22 protein-coding genes are annotated in these 16577 nt (G+C 35.8%); 13 read left to right on the top strand and 9 right to left on the bottom strand.

Annotated elements, in window-relative coordinates; all coding sequences use genetic code 11:
* The first annotated feature begins 43 nt into the window (after positions 1-43).
* From TERMP_RS11220 to TERMP_RS11210, 3 genes are read left to right on the top strand one after another with little or no spacing between them, the layout of a single operon-like run.
* Positions 44-475, top strand: a complete 432-nt coding sequence (locus tag TERMP_RS11220; RefSeq protein WP_013747465.1) for an EVE domain-containing protein — start codon at positions 44-46, stop codon at positions 473-475.
* 26 nt (positions 476-501) lie between these two features.
* Positions 502-975 (top strand): hypothetical protein, encoded by a 474-nt coding sequence (locus TERMP_RS11215; RefSeq protein WP_013747464.1) that lies wholly within the window; start codon positions 502-504, stop codon positions 973-975.
* Positions 959-1963, top strand: coding sequence for a transglutaminase-like domain-containing protein (locus tag TERMP_RS11210; protein WP_013747463.1), 1005 nt, complete (start codon positions 959-961; stop codon positions 1961-1963). Before TERMP_RS11215 ends, TERMP_RS11210 begins: the two co-directional genes overlap by 17 nt.
* On the opposite strand, the gene TERMP_RS11205 is transcribed toward TERMP_RS11210, so the two are convergent.
* The 4 genes from TERMP_RS11205 to TERMP_RS11190 form a co-directional block, all read right to left on the bottom strand.
* Positions 1964-2335, bottom strand: a complete 372-nt coding sequence (locus tag TERMP_RS11205; RefSeq protein WP_013747462.1) for a hypothetical protein — start codon at positions 2333-2335, stop codon at positions 1964-1966.
* Positions 2332-2562 (bottom strand): hypothetical protein, encoded by a 231-nt coding sequence (locus tag TERMP_RS11200; protein WP_013747461.1) that lies wholly within the window; start codon positions 2560-2562, stop codon positions 2332-2334. The genes TERMP_RS11205 and TERMP_RS11200 overlap by 4 nt, the downstream gene beginning before the upstream one ends.
* 29 nt (positions 2563-2591) lie before the next feature.
* Positions 2592-3113, bottom strand: coding sequence for a hypothetical protein (locus TERMP_RS11195; protein ID WP_148221139.1), 522 nt, complete (start codon positions 3111-3113; stop codon positions 2592-2594).
* 392 nt (positions 3114-3505) lie between these two features.
* A complete protein-coding gene (locus TERMP_RS11190; RefSeq protein ID WP_013747459.1) occupies positions 3506-3955 on the bottom strand; it encodes a plasmid mobilization protein in 450 nt (149 codons plus the stop codon).
* 309 nt (positions 3956-4264) lie between these two features.
* Between TERMP_RS11190 and TERMP_RS11185 the strand changes: the two genes are divergently transcribed.
* The 3 genes from TERMP_RS11185 to TERMP_RS11175 are packed head-to-tail and all read left to right on the top strand — an operon-like array spanning position 4265 to position 5829.
* A complete protein-coding gene (locus tag TERMP_RS11185; RefSeq protein ID WP_013747458.1) occupies positions 4265-4624 on the top strand; it encodes a ribbon-helix-helix domain-containing protein in 360 nt (119 codons plus the stop codon).
* 25 nt (positions 4625-4649) lie between these two features.
* Positions 4650-4979: a restriction endonuclease gene (locus tag TERMP_RS11180; protein ID WP_013747457.1), complete on the top strand. Its 330-nt coding sequence runs from the start codon at positions 4650-4652 to the stop codon at positions 4977-4979.
* Positions 4980-5013: 34 nt separating this feature from the next.
* Positions 5014-5829, top strand: coding sequence for a DUF3800 domain-containing protein (locus TERMP_RS11175; protein WP_013747456.1), 816 nt, complete (start codon positions 5014-5016; stop codon positions 5827-5829).
* A 34-nt stretch (positions 5830-5863) separates the two neighbouring features.
* Here TERMP_RS11175 and TERMP_RS11170 read toward each other — a convergent pair whose 3' ends face one another.
* The 4 genes from TERMP_RS11170 to TERMP_RS11155 form a co-directional block, all read right to left on the bottom strand.
* On the bottom strand, positions 5864-6211 hold the full coding sequence (locus tag TERMP_RS11170; RefSeq protein ID WP_013747455.1) for a recombinase family protein: 348 nt from the start codon (positions 6209-6211) through the stop codon (positions 5864-5866).
* A 176-nt stretch (positions 6212-6387) separates the two neighbouring features.
* Complete coding sequence (locus TERMP_RS11165) at positions 6388-6567, bottom strand: recombinase family protein (RefSeq protein ID WP_013747454.1); 180 nt, start codon at positions 6565-6567, stop codon at positions 6388-6390.
* Positions 6564-7391: a nucleotidyl transferase AbiEii/AbiGii toxin family protein gene (locus TERMP_RS11160; RefSeq protein WP_013747453.1), complete on the bottom strand. Its 828-nt coding sequence runs from the start codon at positions 7389-7391 to the stop codon at positions 6564-6566. The genes TERMP_RS11165 and TERMP_RS11160 overlap by 4 nt, the downstream gene beginning before the upstream one ends.
* Positions 7385-8158 carry a type IV toxin-antitoxin system AbiEi family antitoxin domain-containing protein gene (locus TERMP_RS11155; RefSeq protein WP_013747452.1) on the bottom strand — a complete coding sequence of 258 codons (774 nt, stop codon included), beginning with the start codon at positions 8156-8158 and terminating at the stop codon, positions 7385-7387. Before TERMP_RS11155 ends, TERMP_RS11160 begins: the two co-directional genes overlap by 7 nt.
* A gap of 552 nt (positions 8159-8710) precedes the next feature.
* Between TERMP_RS11155 and TERMP_RS11150 the strand changes: the two genes are divergently transcribed.
* Both TERMP_RS11150 and TERMP_RS11145 read left to right on the top strand, forming a co-directional pair.
* Positions 8711-10762: an NACHT domain-containing protein gene (locus TERMP_RS11150; protein ID WP_158304574.1), complete on the top strand. Its 2052-nt coding sequence runs from the start codon at positions 8711-8713 to the stop codon at positions 10760-10762.
* Complete coding sequence (locus tag TERMP_RS11145) at positions 10746-11297, top strand: HD domain-containing protein (RefSeq protein WP_048160008.1); 552 nt, start codon at positions 10746-10748, stop codon at positions 11295-11297. The genes TERMP_RS11150 and TERMP_RS11145 overlap by 17 nt, the downstream gene beginning before the upstream one ends.
* A gap of 128 nt (positions 11298-11425) precedes the next feature.
* Here the strand turns inward: TERMP_RS11145 and TERMP_RS11140 are convergent, their stop codons facing one another.
* Positions 11426-11947: a hypothetical protein gene (locus TERMP_RS11140; protein WP_048160007.1), complete on the bottom strand. Its 522-nt coding sequence runs from the start codon at positions 11945-11947 to the stop codon at positions 11426-11428.
* A gap of 159 nt (positions 11948-12106) precedes the next feature.
* Between TERMP_RS11140 and TERMP_RS11355 the strand changes: the two genes are divergently transcribed.
* From TERMP_RS11355 to TERMP_RS11115, 5 genes are all read left to right on the top strand, one after another.
* Positions 12107-13021 carry a phospholipase D-like domain-containing protein gene (locus TERMP_RS11355; protein ID WP_013747449.1) on the top strand — a complete coding sequence of 305 codons (915 nt, stop codon included), beginning with the start codon at positions 12107-12109 and terminating at the stop codon, positions 13019-13021.
* A gap of 6 nt (positions 13022-13027) precedes the next feature.
* Positions 13028-14026, top strand: coding sequence for a hypothetical protein (locus TERMP_RS11130; protein WP_013747448.1), 999 nt, complete (start codon positions 13028-13030; stop codon positions 14024-14026).
* A gap of 62 nt (positions 14027-14088) precedes the next feature.
* A complete protein-coding gene (locus TERMP_RS11125) occupies positions 14089-14685 on the top strand; it encodes a hypothetical protein (protein WP_013747447.1) in 597 nt (198 codons plus the stop codon).
* Between the two features lie 125 nt (positions 14686-14810).
* The gene (locus TERMP_RS11120) at positions 14811-15653 is read left to right on the top strand and encodes a hypothetical protein (protein ID WP_013747446.1); all 843 of its coding nucleotides are present in this window, start codon (positions 14811-14813) and stop codon (positions 15651-15653) included.
* Positions 15654-15673: 20 nt separating this feature from the next.
* Positions 15674-16531 carry an ATP-binding protein gene (locus tag TERMP_RS11115; protein WP_013747445.1) on the top strand — a complete coding sequence of 286 codons (858 nt, stop codon included), beginning with the start codon at positions 15674-15676 and terminating at the stop codon, positions 16529-16531.
* Positions 16532-16577 lie beyond the last annotated feature (46 nt).

Here is a 16577-nt window from a genome sequence, read left to right as displayed (position 1 = left end):
TTAAAATTAAAAAGAATACAAACAAATATTTCTTGGTGGTAATATGGCGTACTGGCTTTGCATTACGAACCGTGATAATTGGGAGGTTATCAAAAAGGAGAACGTCTGGGGTGTGCCGAAGAGGCATAGGAACACTATTGCCAAAGTAAAGCTCGGTGATAAGCTTGTAATTTACGTGAAGCAAGAAAGAAAAGATAAGCAAATTTTGGAACCAAAGATTGTTGGCATTTTTGAAGTTGTAAGCGAGCCCTATCAGGACTCAACAAAAATCTTCAAGTCTCCGCCGCATCTCAACGAGACTTATCCTCTGAGAGTCAAAATTAAGCCCGTAAAGCTTGGAGAGGTTGAGTTCAAGCCCTTAATTCCAAAGCTGAAGTTCATCACAAACAAGAAGAAGTGGAGCGGTCACTTGATGGGCAAAGCTATGAGAGAACTGCCAGAAGAGGACTACAAGTTGATAGAGAGCTTGCTTTAGTGTATTCACATTATATGGTGATAATTATGAAAGTTAGATTTCGTTTATTTTGGATTTTTGTGTTTGTTGTTAGTTTTGTTTCAGTGCTTTTGGTCTATGGTATTCCCACTACTCCGATTTCAGAAAATATTGATCAGGCTCTTGCAGAATGTTATCAACAATTACTAATACTCAATAAGACACTGGAGAATGTCACCAAAGAAAGGGACTATTACAAAAGTCTTTACGAAAACATTAGTGTGAATGTTACCAATTTTGAGTTAATACAGATAAGAAACAACATAAATATTCTAAATCAACGAATAGAGCAGTTGAGTTCTCAAGTCTTGTCTCTTAAGAATTCTATTAGGCTCACAATGAGAAGATATTTTGTTTTAGGGATTACCTTTGGTTCTGTCTTTGGATCTGTTGTTGGCACTTTAGTTAGCATCAATTATTATTTAAAGAAAGCCCCAGAAGAGAAGAAAAAGGTGAAACAATCTGATGAAAAGAAGTCTTAAGTTGACAATTGTTTTGGGAGTAAAACATGGACTATTGGTATCATTAGTATGGATTTTCCTCCTTAATTTGATACCTGCTATTTATGATGCGATATGGGGTGAGAAAATTATTAATGATGTAGTATCTACTGTTATTGGAAATGAGACTAATCCCAATAAAATTGCGTTGAATATTTACTTTTGGGAAAAATCAAACTTTGTGTCTCCATATACTTATTATCAAAAAACTCCAGAACTTCTCAGAAACATAGGCATATATAAAATAGAGGGGGAATATAGATGGTTTTTGAGGCCAACATTTTATCCAACTCCTGTTTCATGGATACTTCATTCAAAATTAGCTAACTGTGAGGAATATGCTCGAGTTTTTGTATTCATAATGACTCATGCGGGGGTTAAAGCGAGGATTGTTAGAGCACCTGGTGAGGATCATGCATGGGCGGAATATTACTATAATGGCATTAAAATTGTGTTTGATCCATCGACTGTTGGTCCTATTGTTGATCCAAAGAAGTTTGCTGAAGGAAGACATTGGTCCTATGTAGAATCTGTTGATATGTTCAATCCTGCAGACAGGATTGATGTTTCTGATGAATACATAAAACGAGGAAAATTGATTGTGAAAATTTCTAAAAGGAATACACCAGTTAAAGGCGCTACAGTTGTTGTCTATAGTACATATTTAATGAAAAGGTATCCTGATAGATATAGATCTCCCAGAAAAGTGTTGGAGCAGATTTCTGATGAAAATGGGATGGCAACGTTTCTTTTAGGCGAAAATGAGTATCTTTTAAAGATCAAAAAATGTTACATGGGATTTTTATGTTTAATCACTGAAAGGAAAGCCTACGTAAAAGTTGATGACACCTCGATTGTTGATGTAGACTTTTCTACAGCTCGTCTTTCTAATGGAACTATCTTTTTAATGCTTATTGGAATTTTTGGGATGTTGATAATCTTTTGGAAGAAAAGAAGAAGGAAACAGTAGTTAGGCATACTTTTTCCTTTTTGATTTTATCTTTTCAATAACTCTAACTTCAGGCTTCAAATAAATCGTGTAATACTGATGTCTGTACCAGCTTACCTCTATGGCATGCTTCTCTGGATAGTAAAGGGCCAAACAATAAGGACGGGCCCATCCTCTTTTTATTTCTTCAATGAGTTTTTTGACATTTAGGATCTCCCTTCCTCTCTGGAAGTCAAGAACTGAATCCCACATGTAATCGTCTGTTAAGACCATATCAATCACAATCTTTTCATATAGACCCTTCTCAAGAACTTTCAAAAGGGTTCTCTTAGTGACTTTTCTTCCATGGTGTGGCTCCAAATCTTCGAAGTCTTTGTAAACGTTTATCTTCATGCCCTCACCACCTTGAAAGCCTTTTCTGGAAGCTTAGGAAGCTGTAAGCTCTTCAAAAATTCTCTAATCATATGATTAACTTCCTCTGGGGGAATTTCTTCGTCTTGGATCTCCAAAAGAGCCTCGTCCAAACAGTAAACACACATAACTTCCCCATCTTTGAAAATAAAGCCCACTTCATTGTGAGTTATTTCTTGGCCACAAATTGCACATCTCAACTCCTTCATCTCAAGCCCCTCCAAAAAGTGAAAAAGAATCAAAAGTCAATTTCAACTTCCATCAGCTCGTCAATGGGTTTCTCCTTAACTCTCGGCACCTTGAGGACTTTCTCTTTCTTGTCCCATTGGGCCCTTTCATTGAGCTCCTGGAGTGTAACCCTGTTGATCTCCTGCACTATCTTTCTGTACTTGACCTTACTAAGGTGGTGGAAGAATTTGACCTCAAAATAAGCCTCATAGATTATAATTTGGGCTTTGACCTTGTAGTTTTCCAGAATTTCAGCCAAAAACTGCACGTTCAAAACCTTTTCAATGTAATCCTTTCCATACACATCCTTTGCCCGAAGGTGTTCCCTAATAACTAAAAACTCAGTCTTCTTTATTATGGGGTGCCACTTCTCAAAAGCTCTTCTCTTCCTTTCTGCAATGGCTTCAAATTCCAGGGCTGTTCTAAACTCAACTTTGGGCTCTTCTGTTGGGCTTTTCATGGCAGGCTTCAAAAATCCAACAATTTGGGTTTGGACAACTTCCATTTGGCAGGCCTCCGCAAAGGTTCTCAAAATACCCTATGTGTGCAACACATTTATAAGTTTTTTGGTGCAACATTAAATTGATTTTTCGTGCAACATAAAGGCAAAGTTTAGTTGAGAAAAGTTTGAGTTGCATTTAATGCAATTCGAAATCTTGAACATTAACCTCGTTGAGAGTATGGAGCAGGTTCTCTCACAAGAGCTGGTATTTTTGAAATGGTGCCAAGCTTAGGGAAGCTCTAAAACTGAATGAGTGAAGATACCCACTGATTTAACTTCCTTATGGAGCGAGCACGGGGGGCTTGCCTCCCGCGCGCAGCGGAATACGGTGGGTTTTAACCCGCCTCGGGCTTTGCCCGAAGTAGCTCCTTAACAATTGCACACTATAAAAGAGGCGTTGAAAAAGGAGAACAAAAGAAAAATTAGACTTCATAACTGAGTCCGAGCTTTTTCCGTATGTAGTTTGATACATCCAAACCTTCTTTGTTTGCCTCTTCAAGGATTTTATTATATTCTTCTTCCGTGACTCTAATGGAGATCCATTTAGTTCTTCTTACTGGACCGAAAAGTGCTTTGGCTTCAGCTTCCCAGAGCTCTTTTAGGGCTTTAGCTTTAGCCTTGATTATTCTCGCCCCCCTAAGCCCTGAAAACTCCCTCTCTAGTATTTTCTTGAACTCTTGAAATGTTTCTTCATTTTCGTTGTTGTATTTTGAAAACTCAGAGAGCGCTATTTTAACTGCCTCACTTCCTTCTTTAAGTCCCTTGGATTTGAGGATTGCTTCAAAGGCTTTGACTCCAGCGGCTGGTATTTTAGATTTGCCAGTAATAGGGGCATTTGTTCTGTGGAGCTTTTTGAGGATAGATTCAAACATTTTTCCCACCTTTTTGTGTTGTCTTCATTAAGATTTAACGTTGCACTGTTTAAATGGTTTGTGTTGCACGTTATTTATACTATCAGGACAAGCAATGGGGCGTTTAGTTTAAATTTCTGGTATTTGTTCACAGATTTGTCTCTCTAGTTGCCTTTTGGCACGATTTTGTAAGAATTTATTCTCTGTTTAACTGACCTCTTTGGTAATGTTACTAAATGGCTTTGAAAGGTGATACCTAAGGTATGTATATCTAAACCGAAAAATTTAAATAGTTAAATACTACTAAGGTATTATTAGGGTGAGAATAAAATGCCCTCAATATTTAAAAAACTTTCTATCTCTTTGCCTCCAGAACTAGTGGAGTTATTAGATGTCTTGGTGGAGAAAGGGTTATACGCCACAAGAAGTGAAATTATTCGTGAAGCCTTATATCTTCTTCTTTGGGATCTAGTGGATTCAGTTGAGATTTATGAAAAAGTTGCAAAAGAAGCTTCGGAGAAAGGTGTTCCTTTAGATGAATACATTGATGAATTAATAGAAAAGGCTGAAAGTTCTGACGTGGTTGAATTAATTCGATTATCTGGCCTTTCCTTGGATGAAATTAGGATATTAAAGAAGAAAATTAAAAAAATACAGAGAAAGTTGGAGAGGAATTTGTATTACATTTAACTAACTAAAAATGGAGGGGGAGGATATGCCACGAAATAGAGGTAAAGGATCTGGGTTTGAGAAAAAAATTGCAAGCAGATATAAACGGGCTGGTTATTTTATAGAGAGAAATAAAGTGAAAAATGGAACAGAAATAGATATCATAGCAAAGAAAAAACGTCAAAAAAAGTTAGTTATAGAGACTAAAGCAGGTAAACAAGTAGTGACATCATCAGTTATTAGAAAATTAGCAGAAGTTGCAAGGTCAATAAAAGGCAAACCAGTTCTTGTAATTGGTCCCCGAGTCTCCTTAACAAAGCCTGCAAAAAAGGAGGCTAAAAAAAGAAACATTAGGATAAGAAAGGTTTATTGTTAAGTTTAGAAGATCATCTAGATCTCTGGTGGGACTCATGGTAGAGTTTATTTTTTCAGATGAAGCTGGGAGGATTGGAGTTGGGAATTATTACCTAAGAAGTGTTGTTGTGATTCCGGAAAAAGAATATTTTGAAGCCTCTAATGAGTTTCTATCTTTAAAAGAAGAATATGGGATTCCAAAAGATGAAGAGTTAAAGACTTCTGACATATGGTTTTTGAAAATATGTCAGGAAAAGAATAGCCCTAACTTAGAAAAAAGATGTAATAAGAGGCTTAAAAAATACCTTGTGGATAGTAAGAAGGGGTATGAATACTATATGGAATTTCTTGAGAAGAGTCTTAAACTAATACCAAGAAGTTCTGTTATCATTGTAGTATGGACATATTTTTTTGAAAGGGTTTTTAAAAATCAAAGGGATATAGAGAGAGATTTCCTTCAAACAATAATGTTACGAATTGAGGATGAACTAAAAGAACAAGGGAAAAGAGGGATTATATTATATGATGTGGCTTTTCTAAAACCATTATCTAGGTTTTATAGCGAAATATTTCTTAGAGGAGAGTTCGTAGAAAAATACTCTCACATAAAGGATTCAATAGCATTTGAAGTTTCTACATATTCTTTTGGGATTCAAGTTGCGGATTATATTTCAAATATAGTACTCAATGCTTTACGTGGGTATAAAGAATCGAGATGTCTATTTATAAAATATGTTCGTCCTAAGTTAAGAAAAAAAGAAGCTGTTTCTATATTAAGGACTGGATTTATACCTTTATATTTGGAGCATTACAGGAAAGGGAACTTAGGTGAGTCCTTAATTCAAAAAATCTCTTGGGATCTTGGACTCTAGAGTATACAAAATAATAAAAAATTTAGTAACAAAATTATTTCAAGAGCCGTCTCCAAGTAAAATAACTGTCTGGAGCCTTTGGGAATCTTATGTACATCTCTCTTAATTCATTCTGCCTTAGCAACTCCCCAATCTTTGTCTTCTTTACGGCAGGATTATCCCAGTACTTCTTTACAATCTTTACTAACTGCTTTCTTGCACTCTCAAGTTCCTCTTTAGTAAGCTCACTAAAGTCCTTATCATAAAGCCAGGCAGCATAATAGTGAACAATTGAGGGCTTGTGGTAAAGCTTCCCCTCCTTCTTAAGCCTCATCAGGCCGTACTTTGTCCTCAAACTAATCTGCAAACGCTCATAGCTGGCAAACCAGCTCTTGACAAACATCCAGAATTCTCGAAAGAGCGGATCCTCTATTTCAGGCTCTCTTGCAAGTCAAAAACACTTCATACTCATCCATAATCTGTCTGAGCTTGTTGAGGGCTGTGGTAGGGCTTGCAGCCCTGTAAATCTGGTGAGATCATATAGAATAATAACCCCAATGTCATTCTCTTTCACGAATTTTAGAAGCTCTTAAAAACTGGTCTCTCCAGTGGGTCTGTGCTCCCACTAATATGTTCCTCAAAAATTTTTACAACCCCATAACCCCTCTCCTGGGCGTATTGTAGGACCACTTCAAGTTGAGCCTTTGGATTTTGCTCCTCAGTACTCACACGGGAATAAACAACAGCTTTAATTCTCATAGCTTAACACTCTCCTTGAGTTCCTCCAAGAATTTTAGAACATCATTCCAGACTTTATCAAATTCTGGGAGTGGGTTTATTTGATGGGCTAAACTTCTCTCCCAAGCTCTCTCATAATAGATTCTACGTTCTTTAAAGATTTCCAGCTCAAACTGGACATTCTTAAGTCTGAACTTTTCGGGAAGAATGCTAAAAGCAGTCTCTAATTCGATGATATCCTTTAATTTCCACACATCATACAAATCTCTTGGTCTTGTTCTCTGGAAGAGCGAGCGAACTTTCTCGGTAAAAATTTCCTCCAAACTATAGGATTTCAGCCTTACCAGTGAAAACTTGTCTGCATCAGAATATTCATGAAGTAACTCCTTCTCCTGCAACGGGAGTACAATCTTCTCATATTTTTCCAACGTGATGTCCATCTTTATCTTTGATGGGGTTCCAGTTCTCCTAACAAGTCTGAACGGGATCTTAACTTCAAACCCCAGCAGTTCTCCTTCAAAGTTCCTGACTCCATAGCGGAGCTCAAATTCCAATCCCAAAAACTCCACTGGGCCAGCGTTTGCGAACTCCAGCATTCTTTCAAGTCTCTCCTTAAGCTTGTCTTCACTAACTTTCCCAGTCAAAGTGTAGTCCAAATCTTCAGAAAAGCGGTAATCGCTGAAGTAAGCTTTCTTCAGGCATGTTCCACCTTTAAATGCCAAGTCCTTCCAGAGTCCGCTCCTCCAGACTCCGTAAAGAATCCAGCCGATTACATAATCTTTTTCAATTGTTGAGATTGGCAAACCTAATTCAAAGCTTTTCCTTTTGATTTCATCAATCACCATTCCAACTCCTCCCAGTAATCTTTGGGAACGTTTACCAGAAGTCCCCATTTGTAGTTAAACTTCCCCTTGGCAGGCATCGTTGGATCAAGGAGTGAAAAACTTTTTCTATCTTTATCTGAAAGTTGAATTTTTTCCTCCAACCCTAAACCCAGTCGTTCACTGATATATCCCAGCCTCTTCAAAATTGCTTTGTTTTCCATTCTTTGAGCGTACTGTAAAAGCTTCTCCTGGTTAAAGCTTGCATTCTTTAAGGCTTTCACAACCTCGATTATTCCGCCACAATATCTGGGCTTGTCTAAGCAATCCACTATGGTCTTCTCTGGGTCTGTGATGTTGACTTTCCTTCTTCCAATCTTTGCTGTATTCAGACCAAAGAACTTGCTGGGCTTTACTGTCACTATTTTGAACTTCCTATTGTTGAATTCAACGATTTTCTCGTAACCTCTCTTTCTTGGCGTCTGCACAAAGGTGATGTTGGGGATCTGCTCCGTTAAGCCGTAATAATTTAGAGCACTCCAGTAGGCTATGGCACTTGGCTTTACGAAGAGGGAGGCAAGAACGAATTCGTGGACTGAAGGTGGTTCGTTGGGATCTGGTGTTATAGCGTAAATGCCCTTGCCAATCCTTTTTATGAAGCCTGCTTCAGAGAGAGTTTTGAGATAATACTTCAGTAGATTCCTGTCAATTTTAAGGTGATCAAGTGCTTCTTGAATTGTGAATGCTTCTCCAAGTTCTAAGAGCTTTGTTAGGACTTCCATTTTATTCATATATTCTCACCATTAGGTAAATATTATTACCTTATTATGAGACTTTTTAAATATAAACATTTTGTATAGGATTTAGAGACCTTCATTGCCGGGTAAATATTGATTACTTAGCCTTCTTTTGCTTTAGTTTTCTTTGCTATAAATATTTTGCTTTAGTTTATGTTTTGCTAAAATTGGAAGGGGTAAAGAAATATTTGCATTAGGGACCGGTTTTGACAGGATTTCATAATTATCTGGAATTAAATGTAGTCTTAGATCGATCATAAGTATGATATTATTGTACCAAAATTTTTATGTTTAATAGTTTGTAATTATAATCATAATTTTAGTTTAGGATTTAGAATATCACATTAGGGAGGTATAAAAATGTCTAGACGTAAAGAATTATTATCAACTCTCTCTGATATATCTCAGATATTAACATTTATACTAACTGTTTCATCTATTTATATACTAAAAATAAAACTATCGCGCTATATGTTTAATTTATTTATGTACATCCTTTTGATATCAATATTATTTTTATTTTGTATCTACGTAATCCGGCTTTCTATGAAAAAACATAAGTTGAGTTCTTATCTAAATTTAATGCTCAATAATCTCACAAAAACACAGGTACCCGGTATCTTAGGGTTAACAGTGGGGGATATTCTAAAGGATGAAGTATTTGTTGATTTACCTTGGAAGTTTCTTAACAAAAAAGAGATTAGACATGATTCCTTAGTTTTGGTAATAATAGATGGAATGACAATGAAAAATAAAAGTTATTTAGTTTTGAGTAATCCAGGACAAGGAAAAAGTATTTTATTAAAAAAAATATTTAGTAAAGTTAAAGATCAATACAAGAAAAACAGAGAATTTATACCTTTATTTATTGAAATTAGGAAAATATCTTCATTTTTTGAAAAGCACAATAATGGAAAATCTTTTAAAACTCTTCTATGGAAATACCTAACTGAAGAGGAGATCCCCAAATTTCCACTTTCATATAAGGAATTTGAGAATAGAATCAACAAGGGAAAAATCATTTTCATACTAGACGGATTAGATGAAGCTCCTCCTTCACTTTTAACATCACTGAACAAAGATATCGAAGCACTTGGACATTGTCCGTTATTAATTTCGTGTAGAAAAAATGAGTATCAGTTGTATGTAAAAAATTCAGAATTGGATCAAATCACCGAAAAAATCGAGATTCTGCCTATGGATTACGAGAAAATAGAGACTTTTGTCAGTAACTATATCAAATATTTGTACAATCTTCCAGAAAAAAATACGATGGATAAAAAAATTAATGAACCTGCTGGAATTATTAGCGATTTTATGGATATGCTCAAAAATGACAAGGCAATTCTTGAACTTGCTAAATATCCTCTTCTCCTATCCATGACTATCCATCTTTATTTATCCGAACCTCAAAGACTAAAACATTGGAATATTTATCAATTGTATTTCCACTATGTTACTAATATAATAGCATATGAAACAAACAAAAAACAAAAACACGCAAAACTGGATATAGACACAAAGCAAAAAATTTTAACAGACTTAGCAGGTTTTTTATTTAAACAGAATAGAACGTACTTCACTATAGATGAACTAAAAGAAATAACAAATAGATTTGGAGTAGATGTTTCTTTAAAGGATGTCAAGTACAACATCTGTAATCATTCTCTTATACGAAGCCAAGGGGAACATGAATATTCTTTTATTCATACGTCCTTTCAAGATTATTATACCGCAAAATATATTGTGAAGGTCCTAGAATACGAAAAAATTAAAGAGGGTACAGAAATTTTAAAAATACATATTTCTTCAGATATTGAGCGATTCCTTAAATATATGTTAAAATCTCTTCAAAAAAATGCCATAGAGAAAGTTGCTCTTTCTCTGAAAACAATTTACAATAAAATCGATTTAGAAAGCATAAATAATAATCCAAAGACAAAGAGAGAGATAAGCGAGATAATTATGGGAAAACAACAGACAGCTCATTACCTAGCCATTTTGATTCCATATTTGTCAGAAGACATAAAGGAGGATATAGAGAATTTCCTTATAGGAAAATTAAGAACTGAAACAAACAAATTTATCACTAGAGGAATAAGAGTTGGATTATTTAGACATGCTAATAGGAAAGACATTCTCAAGGAGTATTTAAGACTTCTTGAGAAAGATTGGGAAGAACGTGAGGTTAATTGCGGATATTATCTAATGTACTATGGGGATCAAGTTAGATCGTATATTGATCTGGGGAAAAAAGACTGTGAAAACACTGTCCGTAATATAATACGCCACTTCTTATCTATTAACCACAAAGCTGGATGGCCTTTAGATCTTATAACTTTTCGTCAATGCATTCTTCAAAATGAAGAACGGAGAAGATTAGTTATATCCAAGGGATATTTATTAGAAGCTTTGTATGCCATTCAAAAAAACTTGTTAGAATATATGGATGATGAACTGACATATAACCAACTAGTAAAATTCATCAATTTTTTAATCTCCTTAAAAGATGAACTAGAGCCAGAAACATTATCTAAGATTGAAGATATCAAAAGAGAAATAGAAAAATGGAGGTCTAAAAATGGACAAGTCTATTGATTACACGCATTTAGCTAAATTTCTTTTAGAAATAGGAAATCTTAAGAATATTCCTCGTTCAGGTTGGTTATTTGCTGGTATCCAATTACCTGAATCAGTAGCAGATCACACGTTTAGAACTTCAATTATTGGAGTAATTTTAGCTAATCTAGAAAATGTCGACATGAATAAAGTTGTGCTAATGTGTTTATTACATGATTTGGCAGAAGTTAGATTATTAGACTTACCTGCCCGAGCTAAAAAATACATCAAAAACAAGGAGGAATTGGAGAAAGAGATTATGAAGGATTTAATAGATAATTTACCCACATCTATAAAGAGAATATTTTTTGATACATTTAATGAGTACCAAGAGAAGAAAAGTAAAGAAGCCATAATAACCCATGATGCAGACAAGTTAGATATGTTATTGCAAGCAATAGAATACAGCAAGCAGGGGTATAACACAGAAGAATGGATTAAGGATGTATTGTCTTCATTGATAACTCCAACTGCAAAAAGAATTGCTGATGTTATACTCAGGTGCAAAGAATGAAAATGATTATTCAGGAAAAGGTTCATAGAGTTATTATCAAGGATTTCATAAGAAACTAAGACTTATTCTCTTTACTAAATAAAAAACAATCTGATAAAAACAACAAAAACTACAATTGAAAAAATATATCATCTTCTGCGCATATTTCGCCTAATAAATCTTGAAGCAGCAGCCATTTTCGTATAGTCCAAACCCACTCGGATATATTTCTTTTTACCCTGACTATTTTGATAAACAGCATATTTGCTCATTCCAATAGACGTAGTTCCAACATACGTATATCCATCGCTACTAGCCTGTGTTTTCGATGTTTTTGGTTTAGATTGCAAATGGGTAGTTAAGTATATAGAACTACTTCCCGAACTAGAACTCTTGAGCAACTCTTCTCTCATTTTTGAATTAATTCTGTTTTTTGCAATCTCAGTCCCATAGGATGCGCCGAAAAACCATCCTATAAACCCCACTATAACTTTAGACAAGTGCTCAAGCCAAAGGTCATACTTGAACATTATAAATAAAATTCCAAAGCCTGTTAAAATTCCTACCCAGAAATATCTGTTTACTCCTTCCTTGGTTGAACAACAAATAATGGGCATTATAAGCCCCACAACAAACATAACTCCTCCAACAATAAGGGATAGACTAACCACTTGTCTCCCCCTTGGATTTTATAAAATAGCACAAGCAAATATTAATTATTTTATGCTTAATCATCTTAATAAACTTTACCTACCACTAAAACTCTGGTAAGTGGGAAACTTAGAACAACAAGATATTTAATTCAAATTTGTAATTTATCTATGGTGTCAATGTTGAAAAAAAGTCTTGTTATTGTCATACCACTCCTACTGCTACTCTTAAGCTCGGGGTGTATAGACACCAAAACTATTTCCTTTACAAGTTCTGTCTCAACTCCTACAGTGAGTCCCCGAGAAACACAACAAACAATAACTCAAACTCATAACGACAATTATTCAAAAGAACTCCAATACTGGAAATCCAAATATCTCGAGCTGGAGAGAAAATACAATCTCACAAAAGAAGCCTATGATAATCTCACCAAGCTCAATAAAGAACTCGAATTAAAGATTAGAAATTTGACAGTCCAGCTCCAGATAATGAACCAAAGCCTTCAAAAATCTGTAAATATGACTGTTAAGTTCTTCAAAGAGAAGACATATTATGAAAAACTCTACAAAAGCTGTTCTGCAAACTTAACTAAGCTAAACCGGAGCTATCTTTCATGCAAATCTCAACTATCACAGCTTCAAAATCAAGAATCAACTAAAACTTATCTCCTAATAGACCAAGAGTATTACCATAAAGCCCTTATTCTTATTAATCAAGCCAATGAAAGCATCTACCTTATAATGTATGTTGCCAAATATGATGCTGGGGATTCGTTTGACTGGGCCAATGACCTGATAAATGCCCTCATAAAAGCCAAGCAAAGAGGTGTTGACGTCCATGTAATTTTAGACAACTATCCAAATGTAAACGAAGCTACAAAAGAATACTTGGCCAAATATGGAATTGACGTCCGCTTTGACTCTCCTTCAAAAACAACACATGCAAAAATCTTGATAATTGATGGAAAAGTCGTGCTGATAGGTAGCCACAACTGGACCGAAAGTGCTCTCTACTACAACCACGAAGTTAGCGTCTTAGTTTATTCAGAAGATTTCGCAAAAGAGCTTATCAGTTATTTCTATTCAATACGGTGATTTCCAATGAAAAGAAATGTTCTCATCAGTTTGTTTTTGCTCTTTTTGATACTGCCGTTAAATAGCAGTGGAGCATATTACCAGTATGGCTGGAGATACAAAGCAATAATCCGTCCGCAGAATTTTATTGATGTCTATACCATCCCCATAAACGAAACAATCAGTGGAGACAATAACATCGTTTCAATAAGACGCAACTTCACTTTATCGGAAGAAGCCCAAATTATAGGGATAACACTTCGATTCTCGAATTTAGGAGAAAACTTAGCACAAGACTTTAATCTGTTTTTAATCAAGAAACAAGGTAGTTCAGACAAATTCGGAGTCGGAATGAGTTTTGATATTTATCCACTTGGCAATGGAGAATACATAGCCTCAACATACCTAATGAACTCTTCCTTGTACCACACTGCCCTTTATGTAGAGAACTGGAGGAAAGAGAAGTTTTTGGAGGGTAACATTGTTATAAGCGCATTTCTACCAGAGGGCTCCAAAACCAAAATCGAAGATATAAAATTCTACATCTATACTCAAAGCCGAGAAACCGACTTTGTAATCAAAGAAATACCCAACGGATATCTGCTGCTCCCTGAGCCAGTGACATTTAAACAGTTGCTCCTTAGGATTGATGCCTCTACTCCTGTGACTGTATACCTTAAAGGTGAAGGAGGAAGAGAACATAGAGTAACACTAAACCCAAATCTGTCGTCAACGCAGACGTTTTACATTGGCTTTGACTCTTCCAGTAAGAAGATCACAGTTAGTAAAATCCAAAATGAAAATAGAATCACACTCAAAGAAATCAAATCTGATTCCTCCTGGTTGCAAGTAGCAAGGATATTTGTACCAAGTTTAATTAGAACTAAGACAGTTGCTATTTCTGGAGAGATCTACATTTCGGAGAACACCGAAAAGGGAGTTTCACGAGATATCAATTTAATTGGGATAATCCTTGTAGGTAGTTTTCTACTGGTAATTTGGTTAAAAAGAATAACCAAAAATTAATTATCACTCTAATCAAAAAGCTTAAAACTATTAATGGTAAAATACTAAAAATAGGTGCTAACATGAAAACGGAGAAAATTCTATTAGTAGACTCAAAAATAAAGGACAGCCTGATAAAGTACCTTTACAGAGGTTCTCCGCCATTTGAAAAGATTGACGAGTTAGAAAGACTAATCAAAAATGCTTTATCCAGAAATGAAGACCCAGATGTACTTGCCAATGCTCTATCTAAGTTGGTACAAGATGAAAAAGAGTTATTGCTGTCTGGAGTCCTGCTGTTTTATCATTATAAAGCCACATCCAGAAGACCAAAGGTCTACAAGCCACCACTTCAAAAACAATCTCCTGAAGAAAAAATCCAGGAGTTCCATATCAGAGGAATTGAACAGATAAAGAATCCGATGTTTAACCCAACATATAGAGTCAAAGTAAATGAAGAACCCTCCACTACTGGGGATTTTGCTATTATAGCTGTTAAAGCATATTATGAGCATCTCCAGAATTCTCCAGTAAGGATTTTAGGGCTCAAAAAGATAGGTAAGAAGACATTCATGGTATCCACGGATTTGGGGGAAATCAGAGTTGATGGAAATAGACCTCATGCAGGATATCTTTATACTCCCGACGGCGATATCATCAAGTTTATAGTTTCTCTTTGAACTTTCTCTTTTGCTCATTTATAAATTTATTACTATTGTCAAAATCATGATTACTATCGACTATCGAAAATTTTTTATTGTTTTTACCACCATAATTTGTATGAAAACAACCAGGAGAGGATAAAATGAAATGGCACATTGGAATAGGAGCCATCGTATTTGCTACTCTCCTTGTTGTTTCTCAAGTCACACCCCACGACACCACCCAAGAAACAATTCTTATGCCACTTCTTCAGCAGTTAGACGATATACACAAGGACATAAACAAAAGCATCACCCAGATGCAGACACTAAAATCAAGCCAAGAAAGTCTTAATCAAATAATCCTGCAACAACAAAAAGAAATCCAATCTCTCCATGCCCAATTACATAAATTCAATCAGACCCTCAGAGAGCTTGAACACGTAATCAACACTACAGCTCAAAGAACCGAGTTTAAACTCATGGAGCTTGAACAAATAATCGAGCATACAAATGAGAATACTAACTTAGTCCTCAGAAAAATAAGCAATAACAAGAATCAAACGCTACCTATTGAGGAAAAAGATATTTACAAAAACGGTACTGCTTTTACAAACCTTGATATCAAAGAAAAGCTAAAGGAAATTTTTCCCAAGGCAAAAATCATTACGAGCGACATTGTGTACATAACTCCGCCAATAGAAAACATAGACAAACTTGAGATATTCATAAACTGGACCAAGATCCCTGAGCTTGAATACAAAGCCGAGCTTAATGATTGTGATGACTTTGCATGGAGGCTCTACTCGGAGAGCAAAACCCACTATTCTCTCCTGGCACTGGGCGTTGCGTATTCTAAAAATCATGTTTTTAACATTATAATCTTTAAGATAAACAGCACAAACCAGCTTAGCGTTTACATTATAGAGCCGCAAACTGGATCAATTTTTCCATTTAACGAAACACTGCCAGAATATTACCGTGAAATTGAGTACGTTTTCTTATAAGCTCTTAAAGAGGGTTCAAAATGAGGGAAGAACTCAAACAAGAGATTTTAAAGGAACTCAATAAGGGGAACCATATCCTGCTAAGGGGTCAGCATGGAGTCGGCAAAACTTATCTTGTCAATGAACTGCTCCAAGAGAATGACAGAGCATCTCAAATATGGCTTTACTTCCCCCAGCCGAAGCCTCCAAAGGCAATTCTCCTTGAGATTCTGAAAATGGTTCTTGAAGATGGAGAAGCCAACGAAAAGTGGAAGAGCTATAAGAGGGGGAGCATACCACAGCTGGCTCAATATATTGCCAACGAACTGAATAGGAGAGAATTCTCAATGGTCATAATCCTCGATGATTTTCACACAATCACCACAACTTCAGCGACAGCGTTTCGACTTCTTATAGAGGGAACTAAGAAAGTAAAACTTCTCTGCGTTGCCAATGACGAGTATGTGGACAAGCTCTACAAGAAGCCCGAGATGAAAAGGCTCGTATGGGAACTTAAGACCATTGAAATGGAGCCCTTCACTGAAGAAGAAGCAAAGAAATTTATCGAAGAGGAGTCGTCAAGGCTTGGACTTTCATTGAGCAAACAAATGAAAGAGCGGATTTTGAAGAACTGCAACAGAAATGCTCTCTGCATTAAGAGCCAGCTTGAAGCTCTGAAAAAAGGTGAAGAGCTGAGGGAGAATGAACACGGAGCAATTCAGGACAAGCCTATTAATCTTTTTCCAATACTTGTGATTTTAGCTTTCAGCCTTGTCGCTTTCAAGTACATTTCAAGGGGCACAGGAGACAAGGAGCTCTACAGCTTTGGCAGCTTTATCTCAATGATGCTTTACTTTGCATTCAAGAGCTTGGTGGTGTATCCCGTGAGAAACGACTGATGTGCAAAATTCGGGTATATTCGGAGGGCGAATAAAAACACACAAA

The organism is Thermococcus barophilus MP (genome assembly GCF_000151105.2).
GTDB lineage: Archaea > Methanobacteriota_B > Thermococci > Thermococcales > Thermococcaceae > Thermococcus_B > Thermococcus_B barophilus.
Note: the sequence above shows the minus strand (reverse complement) of the source record. Positions and strands in the feature narration are given on the sequence as shown.